The sequence below is a fragment of the Metabacillus sp. KUDC1714 genome, from assembly GCF_014217835.1.
GTDB classification, from domain to species: Bacteria; Bacillota; Bacilli; order Bacillales; family Bacillaceae; genus Metabacillus; species Metabacillus rhizosphaerae.
Map to the genome: position 1 here is coordinate 326492 of NZ_CP055263.1, position 21280 is coordinate 347771.

Consider the following 21280-nt stretch of genomic DNA (forward strand, 5'->3'; position numbering starts at 1 on the left):
GAATCCTATAAAAAAGAGAGCTCATGATCAGCTCTCACAACTTATTATTCATTAGCACCACAACTTTAGTGCTCAAATTATTCAACAAACTCAAATTCATATTCAAGTAACTTCACAATATCTCCGTCTTTTGCTCCTCTTTCTCTCAACGCTTCATCAACACCTAGGCCACGAAGTTGTCTTGCAAAGCGTCGAACAGATTCCTCACGTGAGAATTCAGTCATTTTAAAGAGTTTCTCAATCTTTTCACCTGAAAGCACATAAGATCCATCACTATCACGAGTAATGGCGAAGTTCGGTTCTTCCTTCTTAAACTCGTACACAACTCTGTTTTCAGCTGGCTCTTCTTCATATAACGGGAATTCTGGTGTACGTTCAATTGCATCGGCAATTTCAAATAACAGCTCGCGTACACCTTCTCGTGTAATGGCAGAAATCGGGAAAATTTTCAGATCATCTTTGAGCTTTTTCTTAAACCCTGCTAAGTTCTCTTCAGAATCTGGCATGTCCATTTTATTGGCAACAATTATCTGTGGTCTTTCCGTTAAACGCAGATTGTATTCCTTTAATTCTGCATTAATTGTTACATAATCCTCGTAAGGGTCTCTTCCTTCTAACCCTGACATATCAATCACATGAACGATTACCCGCGTTCTTTCTATATGTCTAAGGAATTGATGACCTAAGCCCACCCCTTGATGTGCACCTTCAATAAGCCCAGGAAGATCCGCCATTACAAAACTTCTTCCATCTTCCGTTTCAACCATTCCTAGATTAGGAACAAGTGTAGTGAAGTGATATTCTGCAATTTTCGGTTTTGCTGAAGAAATGACAGATAATAATGTTGATTTACCAACGCTTGGGAATCCAACTAAGCCTACATCAGCTAATACTTTTAATTCTAAAATAACGTTTCGCTCTATTCCTGGTTCACCATTTTCAGAAAGCTCAGGAGCAGGATTTGCCGGTGTCGCAAATCTAGAGTTACCACGACCTCCACGACCACCTTTAGCAATAACTGCTTGTTGTCCATGCTCAGTTAAATCAGCGATAATCTGGCCTGTTTCTTCATCCGATACAATGGTTCCCGGGGGAACTTTTACTATCATCGGTTGCGAATTTTTACCATGTTGGTTTTTAGACATACCATGCTCACCACGAGGAGCCTTGAAATGGCGTTTATACCGGAAATCCATTAACGTTCTTAAACCTTCTTCTACTTCGAAAATAACGTCAGCACCATTTCCACCATCACCACCTGCTGGCCCTCCTTTTGGCACGTACTTTTCACGACGGAACGCAACCATACCGTTTCCGCCATCTCCACCTTTTACATATATCTTGACCTGATCGACAAACATTTGTCTTCCTCCGTTCTAAATCCCAAGTGAAATAACAGTTGTTAATTCATATGTATTAACATGAAATTCATTTACAATCAATTGAGAGTGATTAACAGCTTTTAACCACTCAATTAATTGTTCTGTATCCTTTATTATGCCATTAAAGTCAAAAAAGAAACGAACTCCTTCAGCTTCTAAACCTATATCAATTGTAATACTTAAATGATTTTCACTTGCAAAATCAACTACTTTATCTAGTTGATCCAAAAAGCTCTTACTCCATTGGGTCACTGAATCATCAAATGGTTCTAAAGACAACACATTTCCTAAAATTTCGTATTCAAGTACAAAATGGTGGTTACTCCAATTAAATGTCATAAGATAACTAGCAAACGAGGGCATTTTCAAATTACAAAGTTTAGATTCCTGTTGCGCTTCTATGATTACTTCCTCAATGAAATCATGTACACGATCATATTTTTGCAACGAAAGATTACCTTTAATCAGTTGTAATTTATTCATCCAATCATGTCGTGAATGACTTAATATATCAACAGTATCCCATTTTTTCGATTTATTTTTCATACTATTTTCTCCTATTTCAACTAAAAAATAATTTTCATAAAGGAGCAATTACTTTACGCTGTAATAAGAATTATAACAAACATTGTGTTGGAACATAAGAGCTATTCATAGATTACTGTTTTAATTCGCAAAAGCGAAAGCGCCTTGAACAGCCTCGGGCAAATAAGACGCTAATGAATAGAAGGTGTTTTTTACCTTCAATTCATGGGTGGCTGTAGACTCAAGAGGGGCTAGACGTTGGATGCCTAGCGCTTTTCCACAGTACTAGAGTTTTATATTTTCCTTTACAATAAAAAAAACTCTAACCTAAGTTAGGTTAGAGTTTTCACATGAACTTATGCTTCTTGTGCTACTGGATATACGCTAACTTTTTTGCGGTCGCGTCCGAAACGTTCGAACTTAACAACACCATCAACTTTTGCGTATAACGTATCATCACCGCCGCGGCCAACGTTTTCACCTGGGTAAATTTTTGTACCACGTTGACGGTAAAGAATTGAACCACCAGATACCAATTGTCCATCTGCACGCTTTGCACCAAGACGTTTAGACATAGAGTCACGACCATTTTTAGTCGACCCTACCCCCTTCTTAGATGCGAAGAACTGAAGATCTAATCTTAACATGAAGTTCACCTCCTGTTTAGTTCATTATTGTTACTGAAATATATTGTCCGTAATCTCTTTCAATTGTTTGTAATGAAACGAGCATACCCTCTAACAATAATTGAACTTTATCACTTGTTGATTTATCGAGATTTAAAGGTAATTTAACATGTAAATAACCGCCATCTCCACCTTGATCAATTTGTGGCTCAATATTTGTTAGAGTCAGCACTGCATTAACAGCACCAAAGGTAACAGCAGATGCTCCAGCACAAACAATATCCTTGCCATGTTCATCGAACTCGGCATGTCCAGATAAAACGAACGAAGTTATAAGTCCCTCATTTGAACGATAAATTTTCGCATTTATCATTTCAAATAGCCTTACGCGTTGATTTTGTCAATCACAACTTTAGTGTATGGCTGACGGTGACCTTGTTTTTTACGATAGTTTTTCTTAGCTTTATATTTGAAGACAGTGATTTTCTTTTGACGACCGTGTTTTTCGATCTTACCAGTAACAGTTGCTCCGTCAACAGTTGGGCTACCAACTTTAACATTGTCTCCACCTACAAATAAAACTTTGTCAAACGTAACAGTTTCACCTTGATCAGTACCAAGCTTCTCAACGTAGATAACTTGACCTTCTTCAACTTTAATTTGTTTTCCACCAGTTTCAATAATAGCGTACATCCTTGCACCTCCTATAAACTCAGACTCGCCAAAATAAGGTGAATGTTATCTAAACATTGCTTTAACCTCATTCTGAGCGGTTGTAGCACGGGTGCGCTACAAACCATAACATTAAACATAATATCAAATACCTATGAAATATGCAACAATTATTTTATTCATTTAAGTCTTTCCATAATCGTCTTCACATTACCAATATGCCTTATAGAGTAGCTAGGTATAGAATGAAGATATTCTGAACAGATTATTTTGTATTTTAAAGCTTCTTCAAGTTGTTTAAGATGTTCGCCGTTTCCTCCGTTTAATAATTCGATTACATCAGCTGTTGCTTCAATCCAAATTGCTTCTTCATCCATAAATTGGTGCTCCCAAAGCTCTCTTTCTAGCTGATATGCAATCGCCTCTTTAGACGGAATTCGCCCTGTTCCATTACAAGTAGGGCAGCGATCAGTTAGACTTGCTTCAATCGGTTGACGTACCTTTTTTCTCGTAATTTGCAAAATATTTAGTTCTGTAAAACCTATAACCTTATGTTGAACACGATCTTTCCTCATCTCACGTATAACGGTTTCTTCTATCATTTTCTGATCTTCTTTATGCTTCATATCGATAAAATCAATTAAAATAATGCCACTTACATTTCTTAGGCGTATTTGCTTTGCAATTTCTATCGCTGCAACTTGATTTGTCTTTAGCACTGTATCACGCATAGATAATTTTCCAGAAAATTTTCCCGTGTTTACGTCAATAATTGTCATTGCTTCAGTTTGCTCAATAATGATATAGGAGCCATTCTTTAGCCAAACAACATTTTTTAAGAGCTTATCAATTTCTTGCTCGATTTTATATGTTGTAAAAATGGATTCCTTTTGGTCATGGTACATAATCTTTGCAGTAGGAAATTGCTGTTTCAAATCCTGAACCCGCTCTATTTGATCACAAATAATTGTGTCTTCAGGTTTAATCGCCAACTCGTTCAAAATGCGTTCAACAAAGCTTTTTGCTTCAAATACACATTCAGTTTTACGATACATTGTTTTTATGGATTGAAACTGCTTTTTTAGCTTAATATACTCATCACTAAGCTCTTCCCATGATTTATGCTTGCTAGCTGTACGAAAAAGAAGCCCCTCTTTTTCTTCTTGGAGCTCATTAGCTATATGTAACAATCTACTTCTCTCTTTTTCATCTGATAGCTTTTTCGATACAGCTATATAATTACCATAGGGCATGTAAACGAGAAGCTTTCCTCCAAACTCGATATTAGTTGTTAGCTTTGGCCCCTTTTGATCTGTCCCCTCTTTTACTACTTGAACGAGCAATTGCTCACCCTCTCTTACATAATGGGAGATAGATGGTTTAGAGACTGTATTCTCATTCTGTTGAAACGAAATTAAATCATTACGGTGTATATAACCATTTTGATTTATTCCAATATCAACAAAAGCAGCTTGCATGCCCGGAAGAACTTTTGTTACACGACCAATATATATATTTCCGATAATTTCATTATCAAAGGAATAGGTTTGATGTAGTTCACATAACTGCTCATGTTCAAAGACTGCACAGCGAACTTCCTTCGTTTTTTCATTTATTATCAGTTTACGCACTTATTTTCTCCTCTTTCTCTGAACAGGAACAAGGAGCTAAGCCCTAGTTCGACTTATCTATCAATTCCTAAAATATCTTTGTATACTATATCATAGAAGTGGTAGTAAACTGAAACCTTGAGGATTAAAAAACTCAATAAGCATACATTAAATCCCCTACCTTTGAGTCAGTAAGTTTGTTAGCAAAATAGGCATGAAGTAATTCATTTTCATCCATTTCCGATACTTTTGCACCATTTCGCTCGACAACGATCAAATGCTTACACCCTCTCTGAAATTGAAGTAATACATGATAGATTAACTCTGACTCATCGACGACAATCGGCTTTAGCCGATAAATTGTATCTTGATTACCGTAATACCGCTCCATCAAAAATCGCAAGCAACCATACATTCGATTTTTATACTCATGATATAAGCTGTAAATAAGAAAGGTTGTAATAAACCACATGTTCAGATGGTTCGGTGAATAGACCAGAATAGCTAAAACATAAATAGATAAGAAAAAAATCGACGTCGCTACCATGTAAAAATGTGCTTTTTTATATGGCCAATATTGTGAAAAGAGGATAAATAAAAGCTTCCCACCGTCTAGCGGCCAGACTGGGAGCAAATTAAAAAGTAGGATAGATACATTGTATAAAGTGAACAATTGATAATCTGCCAAGCTTACGAGATTGGTTGCTTGAAGTAGATAAGCTGCACCTTGAAGCCAAATATGCTGTATTGGACCTGATAACACAACAATCAATTCTTGCTTTAACGAGCGATTTCCATGTTCATCGACCTCAGCAACCCCTCCAAATGGGAGAAGCATGATTGCTTTGATTCTCCAAGAAAAAAAATGAGCACTTGTTGCATGGCCCATTTCATGTATAAATACAATCAGCATTAACAATAACAATGATTTAAAGTTAGCGGTAATGATACTTATTCCAATCATTACCCATAATAATGGATGAATGTGAATTTTTTGTAAGAGTATGAAATATCTATTCAAATTGGATCACCTGGATTGGGTCAATAAAGTCATCACCCTTTTTAATAGCGAAATAATAAGTACCTTTTTGATTTTCACTTAATTTCGTTTTCCCAAGTGCTTTCCCTTTTTCTACAAAATCATATAGGGCAACATCAATTTTATCTAAATTTCCATACCATGATTTAGTTCCATCAGCATGCTGAAGAACAATTGTCAGACCTGTATCTGGTTTTTCACCTGCTTCGATAATAATTCCTTCATTCATTGCTTCTACAGAAGGTCGATCAGTCTCAACCATAATCCCTTGTCCGTTATCTTCAAACGTTTCGAGCACTTTACCATTAGCCGGGACAGCAAATTGGACACTTTGAGTCGCATCTTCTGAATCCTTGTTGTTCTTTGCATTAGGTTCAAAAAGAGCTAGTGGTTCCCCAAATTGATCTCGATACCAGGAAGAAACAGCTGCAAATTGAAATTCTTCCTCTAGGGAATACGTAATGGCTGACTTCACATCTTGAAAGAGAGGTGCACTATTTTTAAAGACGATTGCTGTCACTAACACGATAACTGCTGAAAATAATACTTTGAATATGAATACTTCTGTACGAAAAAGTGGATGACCGCCGTTTCCTTTGTTCGGGCCGCCTTCATATGTTGGTGGAGAATACACACCATACCTCTCTTCATCACTTAAAAACAATGATGTTGGCTTTGATGTTTCATGTGTCTCTGACAATCCTTTTTCTCGCTTTCTTTTCGCAATTCTTTTCCTCACTTCATCCGCTCGATGACTCATCCCCATCAATCCTTTTGTCAGTTTGTACAAGTTTATGCCTTGTCCTTAAAGGATATGATTAAAAAATATAGAAAAGCGCAAGCGCCTTGTTCAGACCCGCAGGCATAAGAGGCTCAGGAATAGAAGACGTTCTTTGTCTTCAATTCCTGAGTGGCTGTAGACCTGAGAGGGTCTAGGCGCTGGAGCTAGATACCAAACAAAAAAGACTAGTGGGCTGAAAGTCGATGTTTCACGAAATACATCGATAATCAAACACTAGTCTTTTAATTTAATAATCTATTTTTACAAAGCTATACCCGTACTCCAAAAAACTTTTTCAGCTTTGTTAATACACCCTTATTTTGCTCATCTAAAGATTGTAATGGAACAGATTCCCCAAGGATACGTCGGGCAATATTACGATACGCAATCGCTGCACGATTATTAGGATCCATTGCAATAGGCTCACCATTGTTAGATGCCTTAATAACATCATCATCATCAGCAACGATTCCGATTAGGTCAATTGAAAGATGTGAAACGATTTCATCAACATCTAGCATGTCCCCATTTTTAACTAGATGATTACGAATACGATTAATCACTAATTTCGGAGGCTCAATATCTTCTTTTTCTAGTAAACCAATAATTCGATCTGCATCTCGAACAGCAGAAATTTCTGGAGTTGTCACAACTACAGCCTTATCTGCACCAGCAACTGCATTTTTGTAACCTTGTTCAATTCCTGCTGGGCAATCAATGATAATATAATCATAATCTTGTTTTAGTTCATCTATTATCTTTTTGATTTGCTCTGGTTTCACTGCTGTTTTATCACTTGTTTGTGCAGCAGGTAATAAATATAATAAATCTTCAAATCGTTTATCTTTTACAAGAGCTTGGTGCATTTTACAGCGCCCTTCAACTACGTCTACTAGATCATAAATAATCCGATTTTCTAATCCCATTACAACATCTAGGTTTCGAAGACCGATGTCTGTATCTACTAAGCAAACACGTTTGCCCAATATAGCTAAAGCTGTCCCTAAATTTGCAGATGTTGTTGTTTTACCAACTCCACCTTTACCTGAGGTAATGACAATTGCTTCACCCATAGTTAGATTCCCCCTTCAAACCTTGTTAAATTAGGTCGTAAATGAGTAAGTTGCTGCAATCGCTCAATAATCATTTCATCGTCACTATTTATAAAAGCACATTCCATCTCATTACCTTCATTTGGTATATGATCAGGAGCACGATTTATGATTTCACTTATGCGAAGCTGTGCTGGTTTTAATAATGAAGCAGCAATAACAGCCTGCCCGTTACCATCTGCACCGGCATGTGCAATTCCTCTTAACGCACCTAGAACAAAGATATTGCCAGTAGCAATAACAGTTCCACCTGGATTTACATCACCTATAAGCAGTAAATCACCTTTGACCTTTAAAATTTGACCAGAACGAACAATCTTAGCAACAGAAACGACTTCTGTTTCTCTCTTAATCCTAAGCGCCTCATCCTTTGTCATCACATTGCTATCAATTGTCTCAACCATGAGATTACGATTTTGTTTGATTACTGTTTCTAGCTTTACTCGTTGATCCTTATTAAGGAAACGGTTCCCAACTTTTACATTTACACCAATTACTGGACCTGATTGTATATATTGTTTTAAAGATAGCATTTCCTCGAGTTCATGGAGCAATTGATCAAAAGAACACGAATCATCGAGATGCAACGTTAAGCCATCTTTTGTGCCTTTAATCGTAACATATTGTTGTTTTTGGACCTTCATGACGTTCACCTCAACGACTTTACTATTCGACAGAAATGCTGTAAATCCTTTTTTAAAATGATAATAAAGTATTAGTTTTTTTCATGGCTAGCATTGCCTAACTTTAAAGCACATCTCTTATTTATTCCATCTAATCATCAGATTCATCTATTTTTATTTTCGTAAGGAACTTTTTCATAGGATAGATTAACAGAATAGCAACAACCGAATTTAAAGCAAGCGTAGGTAATAACCTTAAGGTTGTAAAGTGATATAATGACATCTTTGTCGTCCCTATTAAATAATTCATTCCATACACATAAAATTCAAGTACAGCGATCGATAAAATCGTCAGAAATAGTACAATTAGAGCATTACCATGAAGAACTTTCATTGCTTTATTGATCAAATAAGCTAGGATTCCATATGAAAATAAATAGATTCCGATCACTTCAATATAAACAATATCATGGAGTAATCCGAACACAATTCCAAATAGCATTCCTTGTGTGCGTGTTAAGTATACCGTCACGAAAATACATGCGATTAACATAAATCGAGGTATATATAGTTGATCTTCTAAGGCAAATGGAATATGAACTAAGTGAGCGAAGATACTCTCACTTATAAAAATAAAGAAGAGTAAAAAAGGAAGGATGAAACGTCTCACGATTCCTCCTCCTCATTTAACACGTCTACAGGGTCCTCTGATTCAGCAACACGTTCAGCTACCCATACACGATCTATATCATAAAAATTAGCTGATGGCTTCACATATGCCATTTGTTCTAACCCATATGAATCTGGCTCAATCTCGATAATTTCACCGATAAGGATTCCTTCTGGGAAAACTTCACCTTTACCCGATGTAATGACTTTTTGTCCTTCAACAAGCTTAACATCAGATTTAATCCGACGAAGTAAAAGTGCACCTTTATCCTCGTCATAACCTTCTATTAATCCCATTACCTTTTCACCTGTTGGCGCGTTCTCTTTATCACTATTCTCACTTTCATCTTTCACTTCTACCGGTTGAACCTCAGATGAAATTCTATTTTTAAGGTCTGTTGCACTCAACAGTTGAACGGTAGAAGTAAATTGTGAAGTGGATTTTACCTTTCCAACAAGACCCTGTGCCGTTACAACAGCCATATTAGGCTCTATTCCATCCTGTGCACCTTTATCAATTGATATGTAATCATACCATCTATCAGGATTACGACCAACAACAGTAGAAAAGATCGGATTGTACTCTCTTAAGTTAGCAACATTACCTAATTCGGCTAATAATTTTTCATTTTCAACTTTATACTCTTGAAGATCTGCTTCTAGTTGCATATATTCGTCAAGTCTGCTTTTTAGCAACTCATTTTCTTCATATGTATTTTTTAAGTCACTTACGTTTTCAAAAAAGCCAGAAATATATAAAGCTGGCTTATGAAATATCGATTGAAAAACACCTACTGAATCCTGTAAAAATTGCTCAGGCCAAGTCAACTTCCGATCTTCCTTTAAGGAAAAACCAATCAATGCCACTAAAAAAATAATACTAACTAGCAACAAGATAAGGCGTTTATTTAGGAAAAACTGTGGCATGATGAACACCCTCTTAACTCAAATTTCCACTTCAACATATAGCCTTTGCTTACATTAATAAGATTTAAAAGACTTCAATAAGCAAAGGCTAAAACATAAATTATCTACTATCTCTTGCTTTATTTTTAAATAAGTGTATATGCTCGAGTGCTTTACCTGTTCCGATTGCAACACAGTCTAAAGGATCTTCCGCAATTAACACTGGCATATTCGTTTCTTCTCCAATAACTTTATCAAGATTACGAAGCAATGCACCACCACCGGTTAAAACAATACCACGATCCATGATATCTGCCGCAAGCTCTGGAGGCGTTTTTTCTAACGTGTTTTTAACAGTATCAACAATCGTGTATACCGTATCTTTTAACGCCTCAGCAATTTCAGCTGCTGTAATCTCAATTGTTTTAGGTAAACCTGTTAAAAGGTCTCGACCTCTAATATCCATATTATCTACACCATCAGGAGAACCAGCTGAACCGATTTCCATTTTTATTGCTTCAGATGTACGATCACCGATCATTAAGTTATATGTTTTTCTAATGTATGTAATAATAGCCTCGTCCATTTCATCACCAGCTACGCGAATTGATTGGCTTGTAACAATACCTCCAAGAGAGATAATTGCCACCTCTGTCGTACCGCCACCAATATCAACTACCATACTTCCTGTTGGTTCCCAAACAGGTAAATTCGCACCAATCGCAGCTGCAAATGGTTCTTCAATCGTATAAGCATCTCTTGCCCCAGCCTGTCTAGTAGCATCAATAACAGCTCTTTCTTCAACTGCTGTAATCCCAGATGGGACACAAACCATAACATAAGGCTTATTTGAGAAAATACCTTTTGTTTTAGTTGCTTGTTTAATGTAGTATTTCATCATTGTCGCTGTTGTTTCATAATCAGCAATAACTCCATCTTTCATTGGACGTAGTGCAACAATATTTCCCGGCGTACGACCAATCATGTTTTTTGCATCATTACCGACAGCAACTATTTGTTTTGTATCTGTTTGTAAGGCAACAACAGAGGGTTCTCTAACAACAACTCCTCTTCCTTTAACAAATACAAGTGTGTTTGCGGTCCCTAAATCTATTCCAAGGTCTCTTGTACCAATACCGAACATAGGGTGTATCTTCCTTTCTGAAACGAAATATATACTTTTTTAATTATTTTAGGAAAATTGACAGAATACAACTTTCTTCATTTTGAGGGTTAGACTACCTTCAGTAAATGAACTGAACTGTTCTAAGGTTTACATCAATGAGGTTAGTTTTTAAGAAACTGCTTCATCATCTTTCCCGAGTTTAATACTGAGCTTTTTTAATCCGAAAAAAACTCATAAACCTTATTATATCGTAATTACACAAAAAAAAAAGTATTAGACGTAGCCTTTTTCTTTTAGACTCACATATTTTTGTTCACCAATTATAAGATGGTCCAAAAGTTCTATACCTAAAACCTTTCCACATTCTGTTAGCCGCTTAGTTACTTCAATATCCTCTCTACTTGGAGATGGGTCTCCGGAAGGATGGTTATGAATACAGATTATTGAGGCTGCAGAGCGTTTAAATGCTTCTTTAAAAACCTCGCGTGGATGGACGATCGATGCATTTAAACTGCCTATAAACACTGTTTGTTTATGGATAACCTGATTTTTCGTGTTTAAATACAAGCAGACAAAATGCTCCTGACTTAAAAACCGCATTTCCTCCATCACATAATTAGCACCATCCTGTGGGGAACGAATTACATATCGATCATCATAAGTAAGTCGATTAATTCTTCTCCCAAGTTCGAGAGCTGCTAATATTTGTACCGCCTTTGCATTACCGATACCTGATATCGCGGTAATCTCTTCTACAGATGCATCCTTTAACATTCTTATACCTTCAAAATGTTTAAGGAGATTTTGTGACAACTCCAAAACAGATTCTTTTTTTGTACCTGTTCGAAGTAGAATCGCAAAAAGTTCTTGATTTGATAACTTATCAGGTCCTTCATTTAATAAGCGTTCTCTAGGACGCTCGTCTTCAGGGAAATCTCGAATTTTAAAGGTTGATGTTGACATTTAGCCTCCTTCGTTTCCCTTTCTGCTCGTAAAGAAATGTGTATTTATATAATGAACCTACGTAGCTGTTTTATTCTACTAAAACTGATTTGCCTGATTTGTCATTGGGTTACACTTTATTAATGATTTTCTGTTTTACTACGAGTGTTTAAATCCCATATTTAACAGTTCTCTGTGTGTACGCGCTATAGGTAAACCGACAACAGAATAGTAATCACCAATAATTCCTTCAACTAACAATGCCCCATAGCCTTGAATTCCATATGCTCCCGCTTTATCCATTGGCTCACCTGTTGATACATAATCCACAATTTCCTTATCTGAAAGTGAAAAAAACGTAACACTTGTTTTCTCAAAAAAGGAGTGAACTTGTTCACCTTTTATAATGGCTACCCCAGTAAAAACGTCATGTGTATTCCCTGAAAGCATTTGAAGCATTTCAATTGCCTCGCTTTTATTAGTTGGTTTTCCTAGCATTCGACCTCCATATACAACAAGAGTATCTGAACCAATGACAAAAGAGGTTTGATTTGTTTTTGCGACACTTAATGCTTTTTGCTGTGCTAATGATTGAACCATTTCTGCAGGATGAAGCTTTTCGTCTACTATTTCCTCAACTTCACTTACGATCACCTCAAAAGGGATTTGAAGTAGTTCAAGAAGTTCTTTTCTGCGGGGAGAAGCTGAAGCTAAAATGAGGTTTGAATTCATGATGTTTTTCATCCTTTCGTTTCAGATTAGAAGATACATGTCTATCCTACCAAACGAAATGCAATTGGACAATTTTCTAAAATTGATTTTTAAATTCAGTTGCTTGAGTGGTTTAATTCCTGATTAAAAAAAATGATAATAAGCTTCTCATCTCATATTCTACAGTAATGTATATGAGATAAGCCTATTATCATTCTCTTAATTAGCTCGTTATTTGGTTGGTTACTTCTAATATATGTTGTTGTGCGTCCCATCCCTGATTATTTTTAATATTATCAGCTGCTTGTAGAAGTTTTTCCACTAATGATTTTTCTGTTTCATCTGTTGCTTTAATCCCGTTAATCGTTGACTCTATTTTACTAACAGCTTCTTGATTTACACTTTCACCGTTAGTTGTTGCAGATGCCAGTGAAGACAACTCCTGGATCGCAGGAGCCCATTGATCAGCTGCACTAATTGTAGAAATTGTGAGAGAAAGTTGTTTCCCACCCCAGAACTCAATATCAGCAAAGTTTTGCTGCTTATATACCTCACTTAGTGCACTTGTTTCAGCTTTTTCCTTTCCCACTCCAGCAAACACTGTATAAGAACCATCAGTTTCCATCACAATCGATGCAAATCCTTTTTCCTTTATATTGGCTGCAACAGTTTCAGCTGATACTTTGGTCGAAAAAATACCACCTTGAACAGCATATAATTGAAGAGTTGCAGAAGTAGTAGCAGCTCCCGCTTCCTCACCTGCATTTTCTTCGGCATCACCTTTAGCTTGATCAGAAGTATCCCCGGTAGCCGGTTCTTCATTTGCACTTTCACTTGGTGTACCCGCAGTTGGCATATCTTCATTTGATAAAAAATTTAAGGCGATAAAACCAAACATTACGCCTAAACCAATGGCTAATAAAAAAATTGTCATAAACTTTTTTAATGGAAAAGCTACAATATTCTTATTGCGATTTTTCTTGTTCGAATATTGATAAGGGGTGACAGTTTGATTGGAAAATAGTTTTGTTTTCTTTGAAGATGTCACAACCTTTGGGTCATCTTTAAAAACTGAATCATCCTCATCAGGTAAAAGCCAAGGAAATTCATCCTCTTCATCCACCGTTTGCTTTGCTGAAGCAATCTCTTGTTCAGCATCGAGCTTATCCTCCCAGCTTGAAAACGGTATGACCTCAGCCGTTTCTTCAGCTTGTGACATCGGGCGATCCTTGCCATTTATTTTTATTTTGATTGTATCTGACGTCTGCTTGTCCATATGCCTACCACCCTTCTTTTGCAAAACACATGCGATCATTTTGCTTATCATGTTAACAGAAGGGTAAAAAAAAAGAACAAGACATTTGTCGTCTCATCCTTAAAAACCTTCGTCAAATAATATGATTATTCGTCATTACCATCTTTTATATAAGGTGATAAAGGGTTATGTTTCTTGCTTGACGGTGGTGCCTTATTCGAAGGTGATTCTGCTTCCAAATCAGTCAATGTCGGTATATAAAATGCAGTAAGCTGTACTTTAAATTCAAGTGGATTCATCACTTGATCACTTTGAGTGACTTCAGGTGGTCCTTGAAAGGAAATCTGATTGACCTTTGTTATTCTTGTTTGTTGTTCGATCGTTTCGACAAATTTCTTCAGATCATAAAAATTATCCGAACGTACTATGACTATGATTGTAAGCTATTCTCCCCTTCTTTTGTACTGGTATTTCTCCGACTTCTTCCTGTGTCCCCTGTTCAACAACTGCTTCAAGTGCATCTTTTATAATACCTTTGCTTGCCTCTGCTTAGGTTTCAATGAGACTACCACCCTCAGTAAATTCGATTGATAGAATTGTACTATCATTTGCTCAAAATGACTGGGTAACCTTGTTTTATTTAACATATCGAATAGCATAATTCTTTATGATTATGTTTCCAATTTTACGATTAAACGATAAAACCATTTTAAAACCCCAATCACTAAAAGCCAATTAATGAAAAATACCACCAAATAATTGAATCTCCGAAAAAATAAGCAAGTAATGTACCAGCAATAATCGAAGGTCCAAACGGAACAGGTTCTCTTTTTTTATACTTACCTAACAAGATACGACGTATTCCATCAATCGTCCCGATAAGCGTAGACAAGAAAAAGGCAAGTAAAACAAGCTTTAATCCTAATGCAATCCCTAATAAGCCAAAAAGCTTAATATCCCCGCCACCCATGCCACCTTTACTCACATAGGCAATAAGTAACAGTAAACTAAACGCGACCGCTCCTCCAATAATAGAATCATACCAAGGAGCTAACGGATACAACACTCGTTCAACAATAAAAAGAACGAGAAAAAAGAGAATGACCTTATCTGGAATAATCATATAGGAAATGTCTGAAACGAGAATAATCATAAATAATGATATTAATGTGAGGGCAATCATCAGCTCATAACCCCAGCCAACAATCATTGGCGAAACCATAAATAGTAGCCCAGTCATTAGCTCCACAAACGGATAAAGAGGTGAAATCCGAATGCCACACTTTCGACACTTTCCTCTCTGTAAAAGGAAAGAAACAACAGGGATTAATTCCACTGCTGATAAAGTATGGCGACACCTCGGACAAGCTGACCGAGGTGTGACGATTGATTGATTTTTCGGGACTCTTAGGCCGACTACGTTGTAGAAGGAGCCTAGGAGGAGGCCGTAGAGGATCATTAGTACAATATTAATCTCCATCGATATGAGCAATCAATTCTTCTTCAGTTTCGGAGTCAGCCTCTTCCCCATTTACTATATTTACCGCATCTTGTCCACTAATAATGAAACCATTTTCACCATATTCAACTTCAAAAGTATCAGTTTCAGGATTTTCAGCTTTAGCAATTTTAGCTGCATCAATAATTTGAATAGCTTCAGAAACAGTAGCTTTATCTCTAGAATTATCAATAATATTCCCAATCGAAGGAACAGCAATCGCTGCAATAATCCCCAATATGACAATAACAGCAAGTAACTCAATCAAAGTTAATCCACGCTGGTATTTCAACATTTACAACATCTCCTTTTCGGAATATGGTTTATTAGTCCTGGTTCATTAGGCTATATTGATTATAGCATGACACTTATGCTGCAAGTACCTTTTTTTGCCAGAAATTTTTATTGAACTTGATTAAAAATATCAAACATTGGAACCATGATAGAAGTAACGATTATCCCAACTATTCCGGCAAGGAAAACGATCAGTAGTTGGTTCAACATTATCCTCATAGAAATCGGCATTAATTGCAAAATCTTTAAAGGCATCTGGGAATGCTGGTATTGTCTATGAACACCTAGCACTCTCCTTCCTTTTTTACCCTGGAAACAGATATCAATCTGATTGTTCAACCTTGTTCGATAAAAGAGATAAATTAAGTACAATAAAAATCAGCATTGCAAAAATATATACAATGCTGATTTTTATTGTAAATCTTTGGCATTTTTAAATAAGCAGAGTAAAAACAAATCTTTCATTATTTTATTCCATGGGAAATAATACTTATTCCCTACACCCTATGTAACTTCTTAACTCACTTATGCAGCTACCTTATTCCGTCCTACTTTCTTTGCTCCAGTATACATTGCTCAATCAGCATATCGAATGAGCGAAAATGTATCATCTGTATCGATTGTGCTGTGGACACACCGAAATTTACCGTTAAAAAGACAGAAACACCCTCATACTTATCACCTATAACGTTTATTTATTTCTCGACAATATTCTCGAATATGAGAAATGAAATATAATGATCCAGTTGCTACTACAATATCTTCTTTTTGATCTTGATAAGCTGTTAGGAGCTCGTCCAATTTTGACTGCCATGACTCTGAGTATGTTTTTTCATTTAGCTTGCATGCAGAATATAATTCAAATCCAGTTGCTGCTCTTGGAAAATCAAATGATGTGAAATGCATAGATGTCGCAATGCTTGATAAATGGTCAATCATTTCAGCATACTCTTTATCTTTTAATGCACTATACAAAAAGTGTATATTCCTTTTTGGATAATGCCTTGATAAAGTTTCGATTAAACTCTCAACCCCTTCTGGATTATGGGCTCCATCGATAATGACTTCTGGATTGCTATTCACAAGCTCAAATCGCCCTTTCCAAGTGGTTTTCTCCAGCCCTTTGCGGATTTGCTCCTCAGTTATTCTTACTTTGTTCATTTGGACCAAATAATCAATTGCAGAGAAGGCTATTGCAGCATTATTAATTTGATGCTGACCTTTCATTGTAATAATCAAATTTTTAACCGTATTGAATGGTGTTTGAATGGAAAACTTTTCACCTAGATTGTAAAGTTGTTTATCAATAACGTTAATTTCTTCTCCTAAAGTAAATAATTCTGCAGCATGAAGTAGTGCGGTTTCAGTAATTACTTGTAAAGCACTTTCGTTTTCTATTGCAGTAAAAATAGGTACTCCATGTTTAATAATCCCAGCTTTTTCAGCAGCAATTTCAGCAATTGTTGACCCAAGTATATTCATATGATCATAGCCAATATTTGTAATAATTGATAATAGTGGTAACACAATATTAGTTGAATCAAGTCGTCCACCGAGACCTGTTTCAAGTAATAAAAAGTCGGGTTTATTGTATTTTCCAAAGTAAACAAACATCATCGTTGTAATGATTTCAAATTCAGTTGGTCCACCAAGCTCTGTTTGCTCAATTTTTTCTACATATGGCTTTACTTCATTGACGAGTTCAAGCATCTCTTGATCAGAAATCGGGATACCATTTACACTGATTCGTTCATTAAAGGTTTCTATATATGGAGACGTAAAGCTCCCAACCTTATATCCAGCTTCTGTTAACATATGTTGCATATATGAAATGGTAGAGCCCTTTCCATTAGTTCCAGCAACATGAATGATCGGAATGCTTCTTTCAGGATGATTTAATTCTGCTAAAAGCCATTCCATTCTTTTCAAGCCAGGCTTTACTCCAAATTTCAACCGACTATGAATCCAATTTACTGCTTCGTTATAGTGCTCAAACATATATGTACCTCCTTCAGGTATACAAAAACTCGGGTGAGCTTAAAATAACCACCCGAGTCATCATACCTATCCTCTTAACTCTTTAATTCTCGCTAAAACGATGTCACGTTTTTCAAGATAATCTTTTGCCTTTGCCTTCTCTTCTTCAATCACCTTTTCAGGAGCTTTCTTTAAGAAGCCTTCATTACCTAATTTCTTCTGAACGCGTTCTACTTCTTTATCAAGCTTTTCACGTTCTTTTTCTAAACGATTAATTTCCTCTTCAATATTGATTAATCCTTCAATAGGTAAAATGATCTCTGCACCCGTGACAACAGCTGTCATTGATTTTTCAGAAGACGAAAGATCCGTAGCAATTGTTAAAGAGCTTGTGTTACAGAAGCGCTCTATATATGCACGATTGGTTTCAAGCTGATTTAACACATCTTCGTCTTTTGCTTTTATTTGCATTTCAATTTGTTTACTCATAGGTGTATTTACTTCTGAGCGAATATTACGAACCGCTCGAATTACTTCCACTAATAGCTTCATCTCAGATGCTGCATGATTGTCTGTTAGCTCCTCATTTACAGTAGGCCAAGCTGCAACAGTAATTGATTCACCATTATGTGGTAATGATTGCCATATTTCTTCTGTAATAAATGGCATAAACGGGTGTAATAATCTCATCGTGTTATCGAGTACATAGCCGAGAATTGAACGTGTTGTCTTTTTCGCTGCTTCATCTTCCCCGTATAAAGGAAGCTTTGCCATTTCAATATACCAATCACAGAAATCATCCCAAATGAAGTTGTAAAGAAGTCTTCCAACTTCACCAAATTCATATTTATCAGCAAGCTTTGTAACATTTTCAATCGTTTCATTTAAGCGTGTTAAAATCCATTTATCTGCAACAGATTTTTCGCCTGTTAAATCTATTTCTTCATAAGTTAAGCCGTCCATATTCATTAACGCAAACCGGGAAGCATTCCAAATTTTGTTCGCAAAGTTCCAAGTCGATTCTACTTTTTCATAGCTGAAACGTAAATCCTGACCTGGTGAGCTTCCTGTTGATAAGAAGAAACGTAGTGAATCAGCACCATATTGATCAATAACTTCCATCGGGTCAACACCATTACCAAGTGATTTACTCATTTTACGACCTTGGTCATCACGTACTAAGCCATGAATTAAGACATCCTTAAACGGACGTTTGCCAGTGAATTCTAGACCTTGGAAAATCATTCTTGATACCCAGAAGAAAATAATATCATAACCTGTTACAAGAACATCTGTTGGATAGTAACGTTTGAAATCAGCTGATTCTGTATCAGGCCAGCCCATTGTAGAGAAAGGCCATAACGCTGAACTGAACCATGTATCAAGGACATCATGATCTTGCTCCCAGTTTTCAATATCTGCTGGCGGTTCTTGATTTACATACACTTCCCCTGTTTCTTTATGGTACCAAGCTGGAATTCGATGTCCCCACCAAAGCTGACGCGAAATACACCAATCACGAATATTTTCCATCCAGCGTAAGTATGTTTTTTCGAAACGATCTGGAACAAAATTTACTTTTTCTTCATCTTCTTGTAGCTTTATTGCTTCATCGGCTAATGGCTGCATTTTAACAAACCACTGGGTTGAAAGATAAGGTTCAACAACAGCACCGCTTCTTTCACTATGTCCAACTGAATGCATATGCTCTTCAATTTTGAATAGTACTCCTTGATCTTGTAGGTCCTTAACAATGTTTTTTCTACATTCAAAACGATCTAAACCATTATAAATACCTGCTTTTGCATTCATAGTACCGTCTTCATTCATAACAAGAATTCGTTCTAAGTTATGTCGGTTACCAACTTCAAAGTCATTAGGGTCATGAGCAGGAGTTATTTTTACCGCTCCTGAACCGAAGTCCATATCAACATAATCATCACCGACAATTGGAATTTCCCGACCTACTATCGGTAATACAACTTTCTTACCAATTAAATGCTTATAGCGCTCATCTTCAGGGTGCACTGCTACAGCAGTATCACCTAGCATCGTTTCAGGACGTGTTGTTGCAACTTCAATTGATCCAGAACCATCAGCTAACGGGTAACGCAGATGATAAAAGGCACCTTGAACATCTTTATAAATAACTTCAATATCTGATAGAGCTGTTTTTGTTTGTGGGTCCCAGTTAATAATATACTCACCACGGTAAATAAGTCCCTTATTATAAAGCGTAACAAATACCTCTCGTACAGCTTTTGATAGGCCTTCATCAAGTGTAAAACGCTCGCGTGAATAATCTAAGCCTAGGCCAACCTTTGCCCACTGCTCACGAATATGACCCGCGTACTCGTCCTTCCACTTCCAAGTTTCTTCAACGAATTTTTCACGACCTAAGTCATAACGGGATTTACCCTCTTCACGAAGCTTTGCTTCAACTTTCGCTTGCGTTGCGATCCCTGCATGATCCATCCCTGGAAGCCATAGAACATCATAGCCTTGCATTCTTTTCATACGAGTAACAATATCTTGAAGTGTTGTATCCCATGCATGACCTAAATGAAGTTTACCTGTAACATTTGGTGGTGGAATAACAATTGTATAAGGCTGCTTCGTTTCATCACCAGTTGCTTCGAAATATTTTCCCTCTAGCCAAAAAGAATAGCGGTTTTTTTCGATTGTATTTGGATCATACTTTGTTGGTAATTCATGCTGTTGTTCATTGTTTCCCATTATGTTTCCTCCTTTATATAATTCCGTTTTTCATAACTTGTTGAAATGAAAACGTTATGTACAAAAGCGCAAGCGCCTTGATCAGCCTCAGGCAAATAAGATGATTTAGAATAGAAGGCGTTCTTTGCCTTCAATTCTAAATTAGCTAGACCCTAGAGGGGCTAGGCGCTGGAGCTGGATGTCGTGCGCCTAGCCACAGTTCAAGAATTTTATAATTTCCTAAACGAGTACAAATCACTTTTGGTGCCTTACCTTCATACAAAATAAAAACTCCTTCCATCCACTAAAAGGACGAAAGGAGAAAATTTTCGCGGTACCACCTTTTTTCATAGACCAGGAACAAAAGCGCAAGCGCCTTGATCAGCGACGAGAAACAAGAGCACTCCGTATGAGATAAAGGAAACACGAAGAGCGTAAGCGATTCGATGTTGACTTAGCGTATAAGGAGTGTGAAGTTCACTAGGCGCTGGAGCTGGATGTCAAAGCGCTAATCCATAGTACAAGAATTTTTATAATTCCCTTAACTATAAGAAATACGCAAGCATAGTCTATGCACTCAAGATTTATAACGGTCTACACCGGCTTCTCCTACTTAATTCAAAGAAGCAACTCCTGGGCGACCTTCCAATTTATCTACGTAAGAAATCTTCCAGCAAATGATTTCTCTCTCTGTAACGAGACAGCAATTGTACTCTTCCCATTCAACGTTTATCGATTTATTATATTGATCTATTCTATATTACTAAAAAAATCTTTTTTTCGTCAATATCTTCACCATTTTTATCTGCTAATATAC

The 21280-nt window shown here is 36.6% G+C and carries 21 protein-coding genes and 2 other annotated features; all 21 genes read right to left on the bottom strand.

Going from position 1 to position 21280, the window contains the following annotated elements; genetic code table 11:
* Positions 1-77: 77 nt before the first annotated feature.
* Positions 78-1361 carry a GTPase ObgE gene (obgE, locus tag HUW50_RS01670; protein ID WP_066334339.1) on the bottom strand — a complete coding sequence of 428 codons (1284 nt, stop codon included), beginning with the start codon at positions 1359-1361 and terminating at the stop codon, positions 78-80.
* 15 nt (positions 1362-1376) lie between these two features.
* A complete protein-coding gene (locus HUW50_RS01675) occupies positions 1377-1928 on the bottom strand; it encodes a sporulation initiation phosphotransferase B (RefSeq protein ID WP_066334335.1) in 552 nt (183 codons plus the stop codon).
* Between the two features lie 335 nt (positions 1929-2263).
* Positions 2264-2554: a 50S ribosomal protein L27 gene (gene rpmA / locus HUW50_RS01680; RefSeq protein WP_066334328.1), complete on the bottom strand. Its 291-nt coding sequence runs from the start codon at positions 2552-2554 to the stop codon at positions 2264-2266.
* A gap of 16 nt (positions 2555-2570) precedes the next feature.
* Complete coding sequence (locus HUW50_RS01685) at positions 2571-2906, bottom strand: ribosomal-processing cysteine protease Prp (protein WP_066334326.1); 336 nt, start codon at positions 2904-2906, stop codon at positions 2571-2573.
* Positions 2907-2917: 11 nt separating this feature from the next.
* Positions 2918-3226, bottom strand: coding sequence for a 50S ribosomal protein L21 (gene rplU, locus HUW50_RS01690; protein ID WP_066334322.1), 309 nt, complete (start codon positions 3224-3226; stop codon positions 2918-2920).
* Positions 3227-3237: 11 nt separating this feature from the next.
* Positions 3238-3318, bottom strand: a sequence feature (ribosomal protein L21 leader region).
* A gap of 66 nt (positions 3319-3384) precedes the next feature.
* Positions 3385-4836 carry an Rne/Rng family ribonuclease gene (locus HUW50_RS01695; RefSeq protein ID WP_066334319.1) on the bottom strand — a complete coding sequence of 484 codons (1452 nt, stop codon included), beginning with the start codon at positions 4834-4836 and terminating at the stop codon, positions 3385-3387.
* A 133-nt stretch (positions 4837-4969) separates the two neighbouring features.
* Positions 4970-5836: a M50 family metallopeptidase gene (locus HUW50_RS01700; protein ID WP_066334317.1), complete on the bottom strand. Its 867-nt coding sequence runs from the start codon at positions 5834-5836 to the stop codon at positions 4970-4972.
* Positions 5829-6614, bottom strand: coding sequence for a M23 family metallopeptidase (locus tag HUW50_RS01705; protein ID WP_066334314.1), 786 nt, complete (start codon positions 6612-6614; stop codon positions 5829-5831). The genes HUW50_RS01700 and HUW50_RS01705 overlap by 8 nt, the downstream gene beginning before the upstream one ends.
* 290 nt (positions 6615-6904) lie before the next feature.
* On the bottom strand, positions 6905-7708 hold the full coding sequence (gene minD / locus HUW50_RS01710) for a septum site-determining protein MinD (RefSeq protein ID WP_066334311.1): 804 nt from the start codon (positions 7706-7708) through the stop codon (positions 6905-6907).
* Between the two features lie 2 nt (positions 7709-7710).
* Positions 7711-8391 carry a septum site-determining protein MinC gene (gene minC, locus HUW50_RS01715; RefSeq protein WP_066334308.1) on the bottom strand — a complete coding sequence of 227 codons (681 nt, stop codon included), beginning with the start codon at positions 8389-8391 and terminating at the stop codon, positions 7711-7713.
* A gap of 130 nt (positions 8392-8521) precedes the next feature.
* The gene (gene mreD / locus HUW50_RS01720) at positions 8522-9040 is read right to left on the bottom strand and encodes a rod shape-determining protein MreD (RefSeq protein ID WP_066334305.1); all 519 of its coding nucleotides are present in this window, start codon (positions 9038-9040) and stop codon (positions 8522-8524) included.
* Positions 9037-9966, bottom strand: coding sequence for a rod shape-determining protein MreC (gene mreC, locus HUW50_RS01725; RefSeq protein WP_066334302.1), 930 nt, complete (start codon positions 9964-9966; stop codon positions 9037-9039). The genes mreD and mreC overlap by 4 nt, the downstream gene beginning before the upstream one ends.
* A 100-nt stretch (positions 9967-10066) precedes the next feature.
* The gene (locus HUW50_RS01730) at positions 10067-11089 is read right to left on the bottom strand and encodes a rod shape-determining protein (protein ID WP_066334300.1); all 1023 of its coding nucleotides are present in this window, start codon (positions 11087-11089) and stop codon (positions 10067-10069) included.
* Positions 11090-11344: 255 nt separating this feature from the next.
* The gene (radC, locus tag HUW50_RS01735) at positions 11345-12034 is read right to left on the bottom strand and encodes a RadC family protein (protein WP_066334298.1); all 690 of its coding nucleotides are present in this window, start codon (positions 12032-12034) and stop codon (positions 11345-11347) included.
* 138 nt (positions 12035-12172) lie between these two features.
* The gene (locus HUW50_RS01740) at positions 12173-12745 is read right to left on the bottom strand and encodes a Maf family protein (protein WP_066334295.1); all 573 of its coding nucleotides are present in this window, start codon (positions 12743-12745) and stop codon (positions 12173-12175) included.
* A 202-nt stretch (positions 12746-12947) separates the two neighbouring features.
* Positions 12948-14000 (bottom strand): SPOR domain-containing protein, encoded by a 1053-nt coding sequence (locus HUW50_RS01745; protein WP_185653645.1) that lies wholly within the window; start codon positions 13998-14000, stop codon positions 12948-12950.
* Positions 14001-14125: 125 nt separating this feature from the next.
* On the bottom strand, positions 14126-14278 hold the full coding sequence (locus HUW50_RS01750) for a hypothetical protein (RefSeq protein ID WP_157094418.1): 153 nt from the start codon (positions 14276-14278) through the stop codon (positions 14126-14128).
* A 425-nt stretch (positions 14279-14703) separates the two neighbouring features.
* The gene (locus HUW50_RS01755) at positions 14704-15459 is read right to left on the bottom strand and encodes a prepilin peptidase (protein ID WP_066334290.1); all 756 of its coding nucleotides are present in this window, start codon (positions 15457-15459) and stop codon (positions 14704-14706) included.
* A complete protein-coding gene (locus HUW50_RS27375; protein ID WP_066334287.1) occupies positions 15449-15772 on the bottom strand; it encodes a type II secretion system protein in 324 nt (107 codons plus the stop codon). Before HUW50_RS27375 ends, HUW50_RS01755 begins: the two co-directional genes overlap by 11 nt.
* Before the next feature lie 677 nt (positions 15773-16449).
* The gene (locus HUW50_RS01765; RefSeq protein WP_185653646.1) at positions 16450-17769 is read right to left on the bottom strand and encodes a bifunctional folylpolyglutamate synthase/dihydrofolate synthase; all 1320 of its coding nucleotides are present in this window, start codon (positions 17767-17769) and stop codon (positions 16450-16452) included.
* Between the two features lie 66 nt (positions 17770-17835).
* The gene (locus HUW50_RS01770; RefSeq protein WP_066334258.1) at positions 17836-20484 is read right to left on the bottom strand and encodes a valine--tRNA ligase; all 2649 of its coding nucleotides are present in this window, start codon (positions 20482-20484) and stop codon (positions 17836-17838) included.
* A gap of 284 nt (positions 20485-20768) precedes the next feature.
* Positions 20769-21198 (bottom strand) — a binding site (T-box leader).
* Positions 21199-21280: the final 82 nt, after the last annotated feature.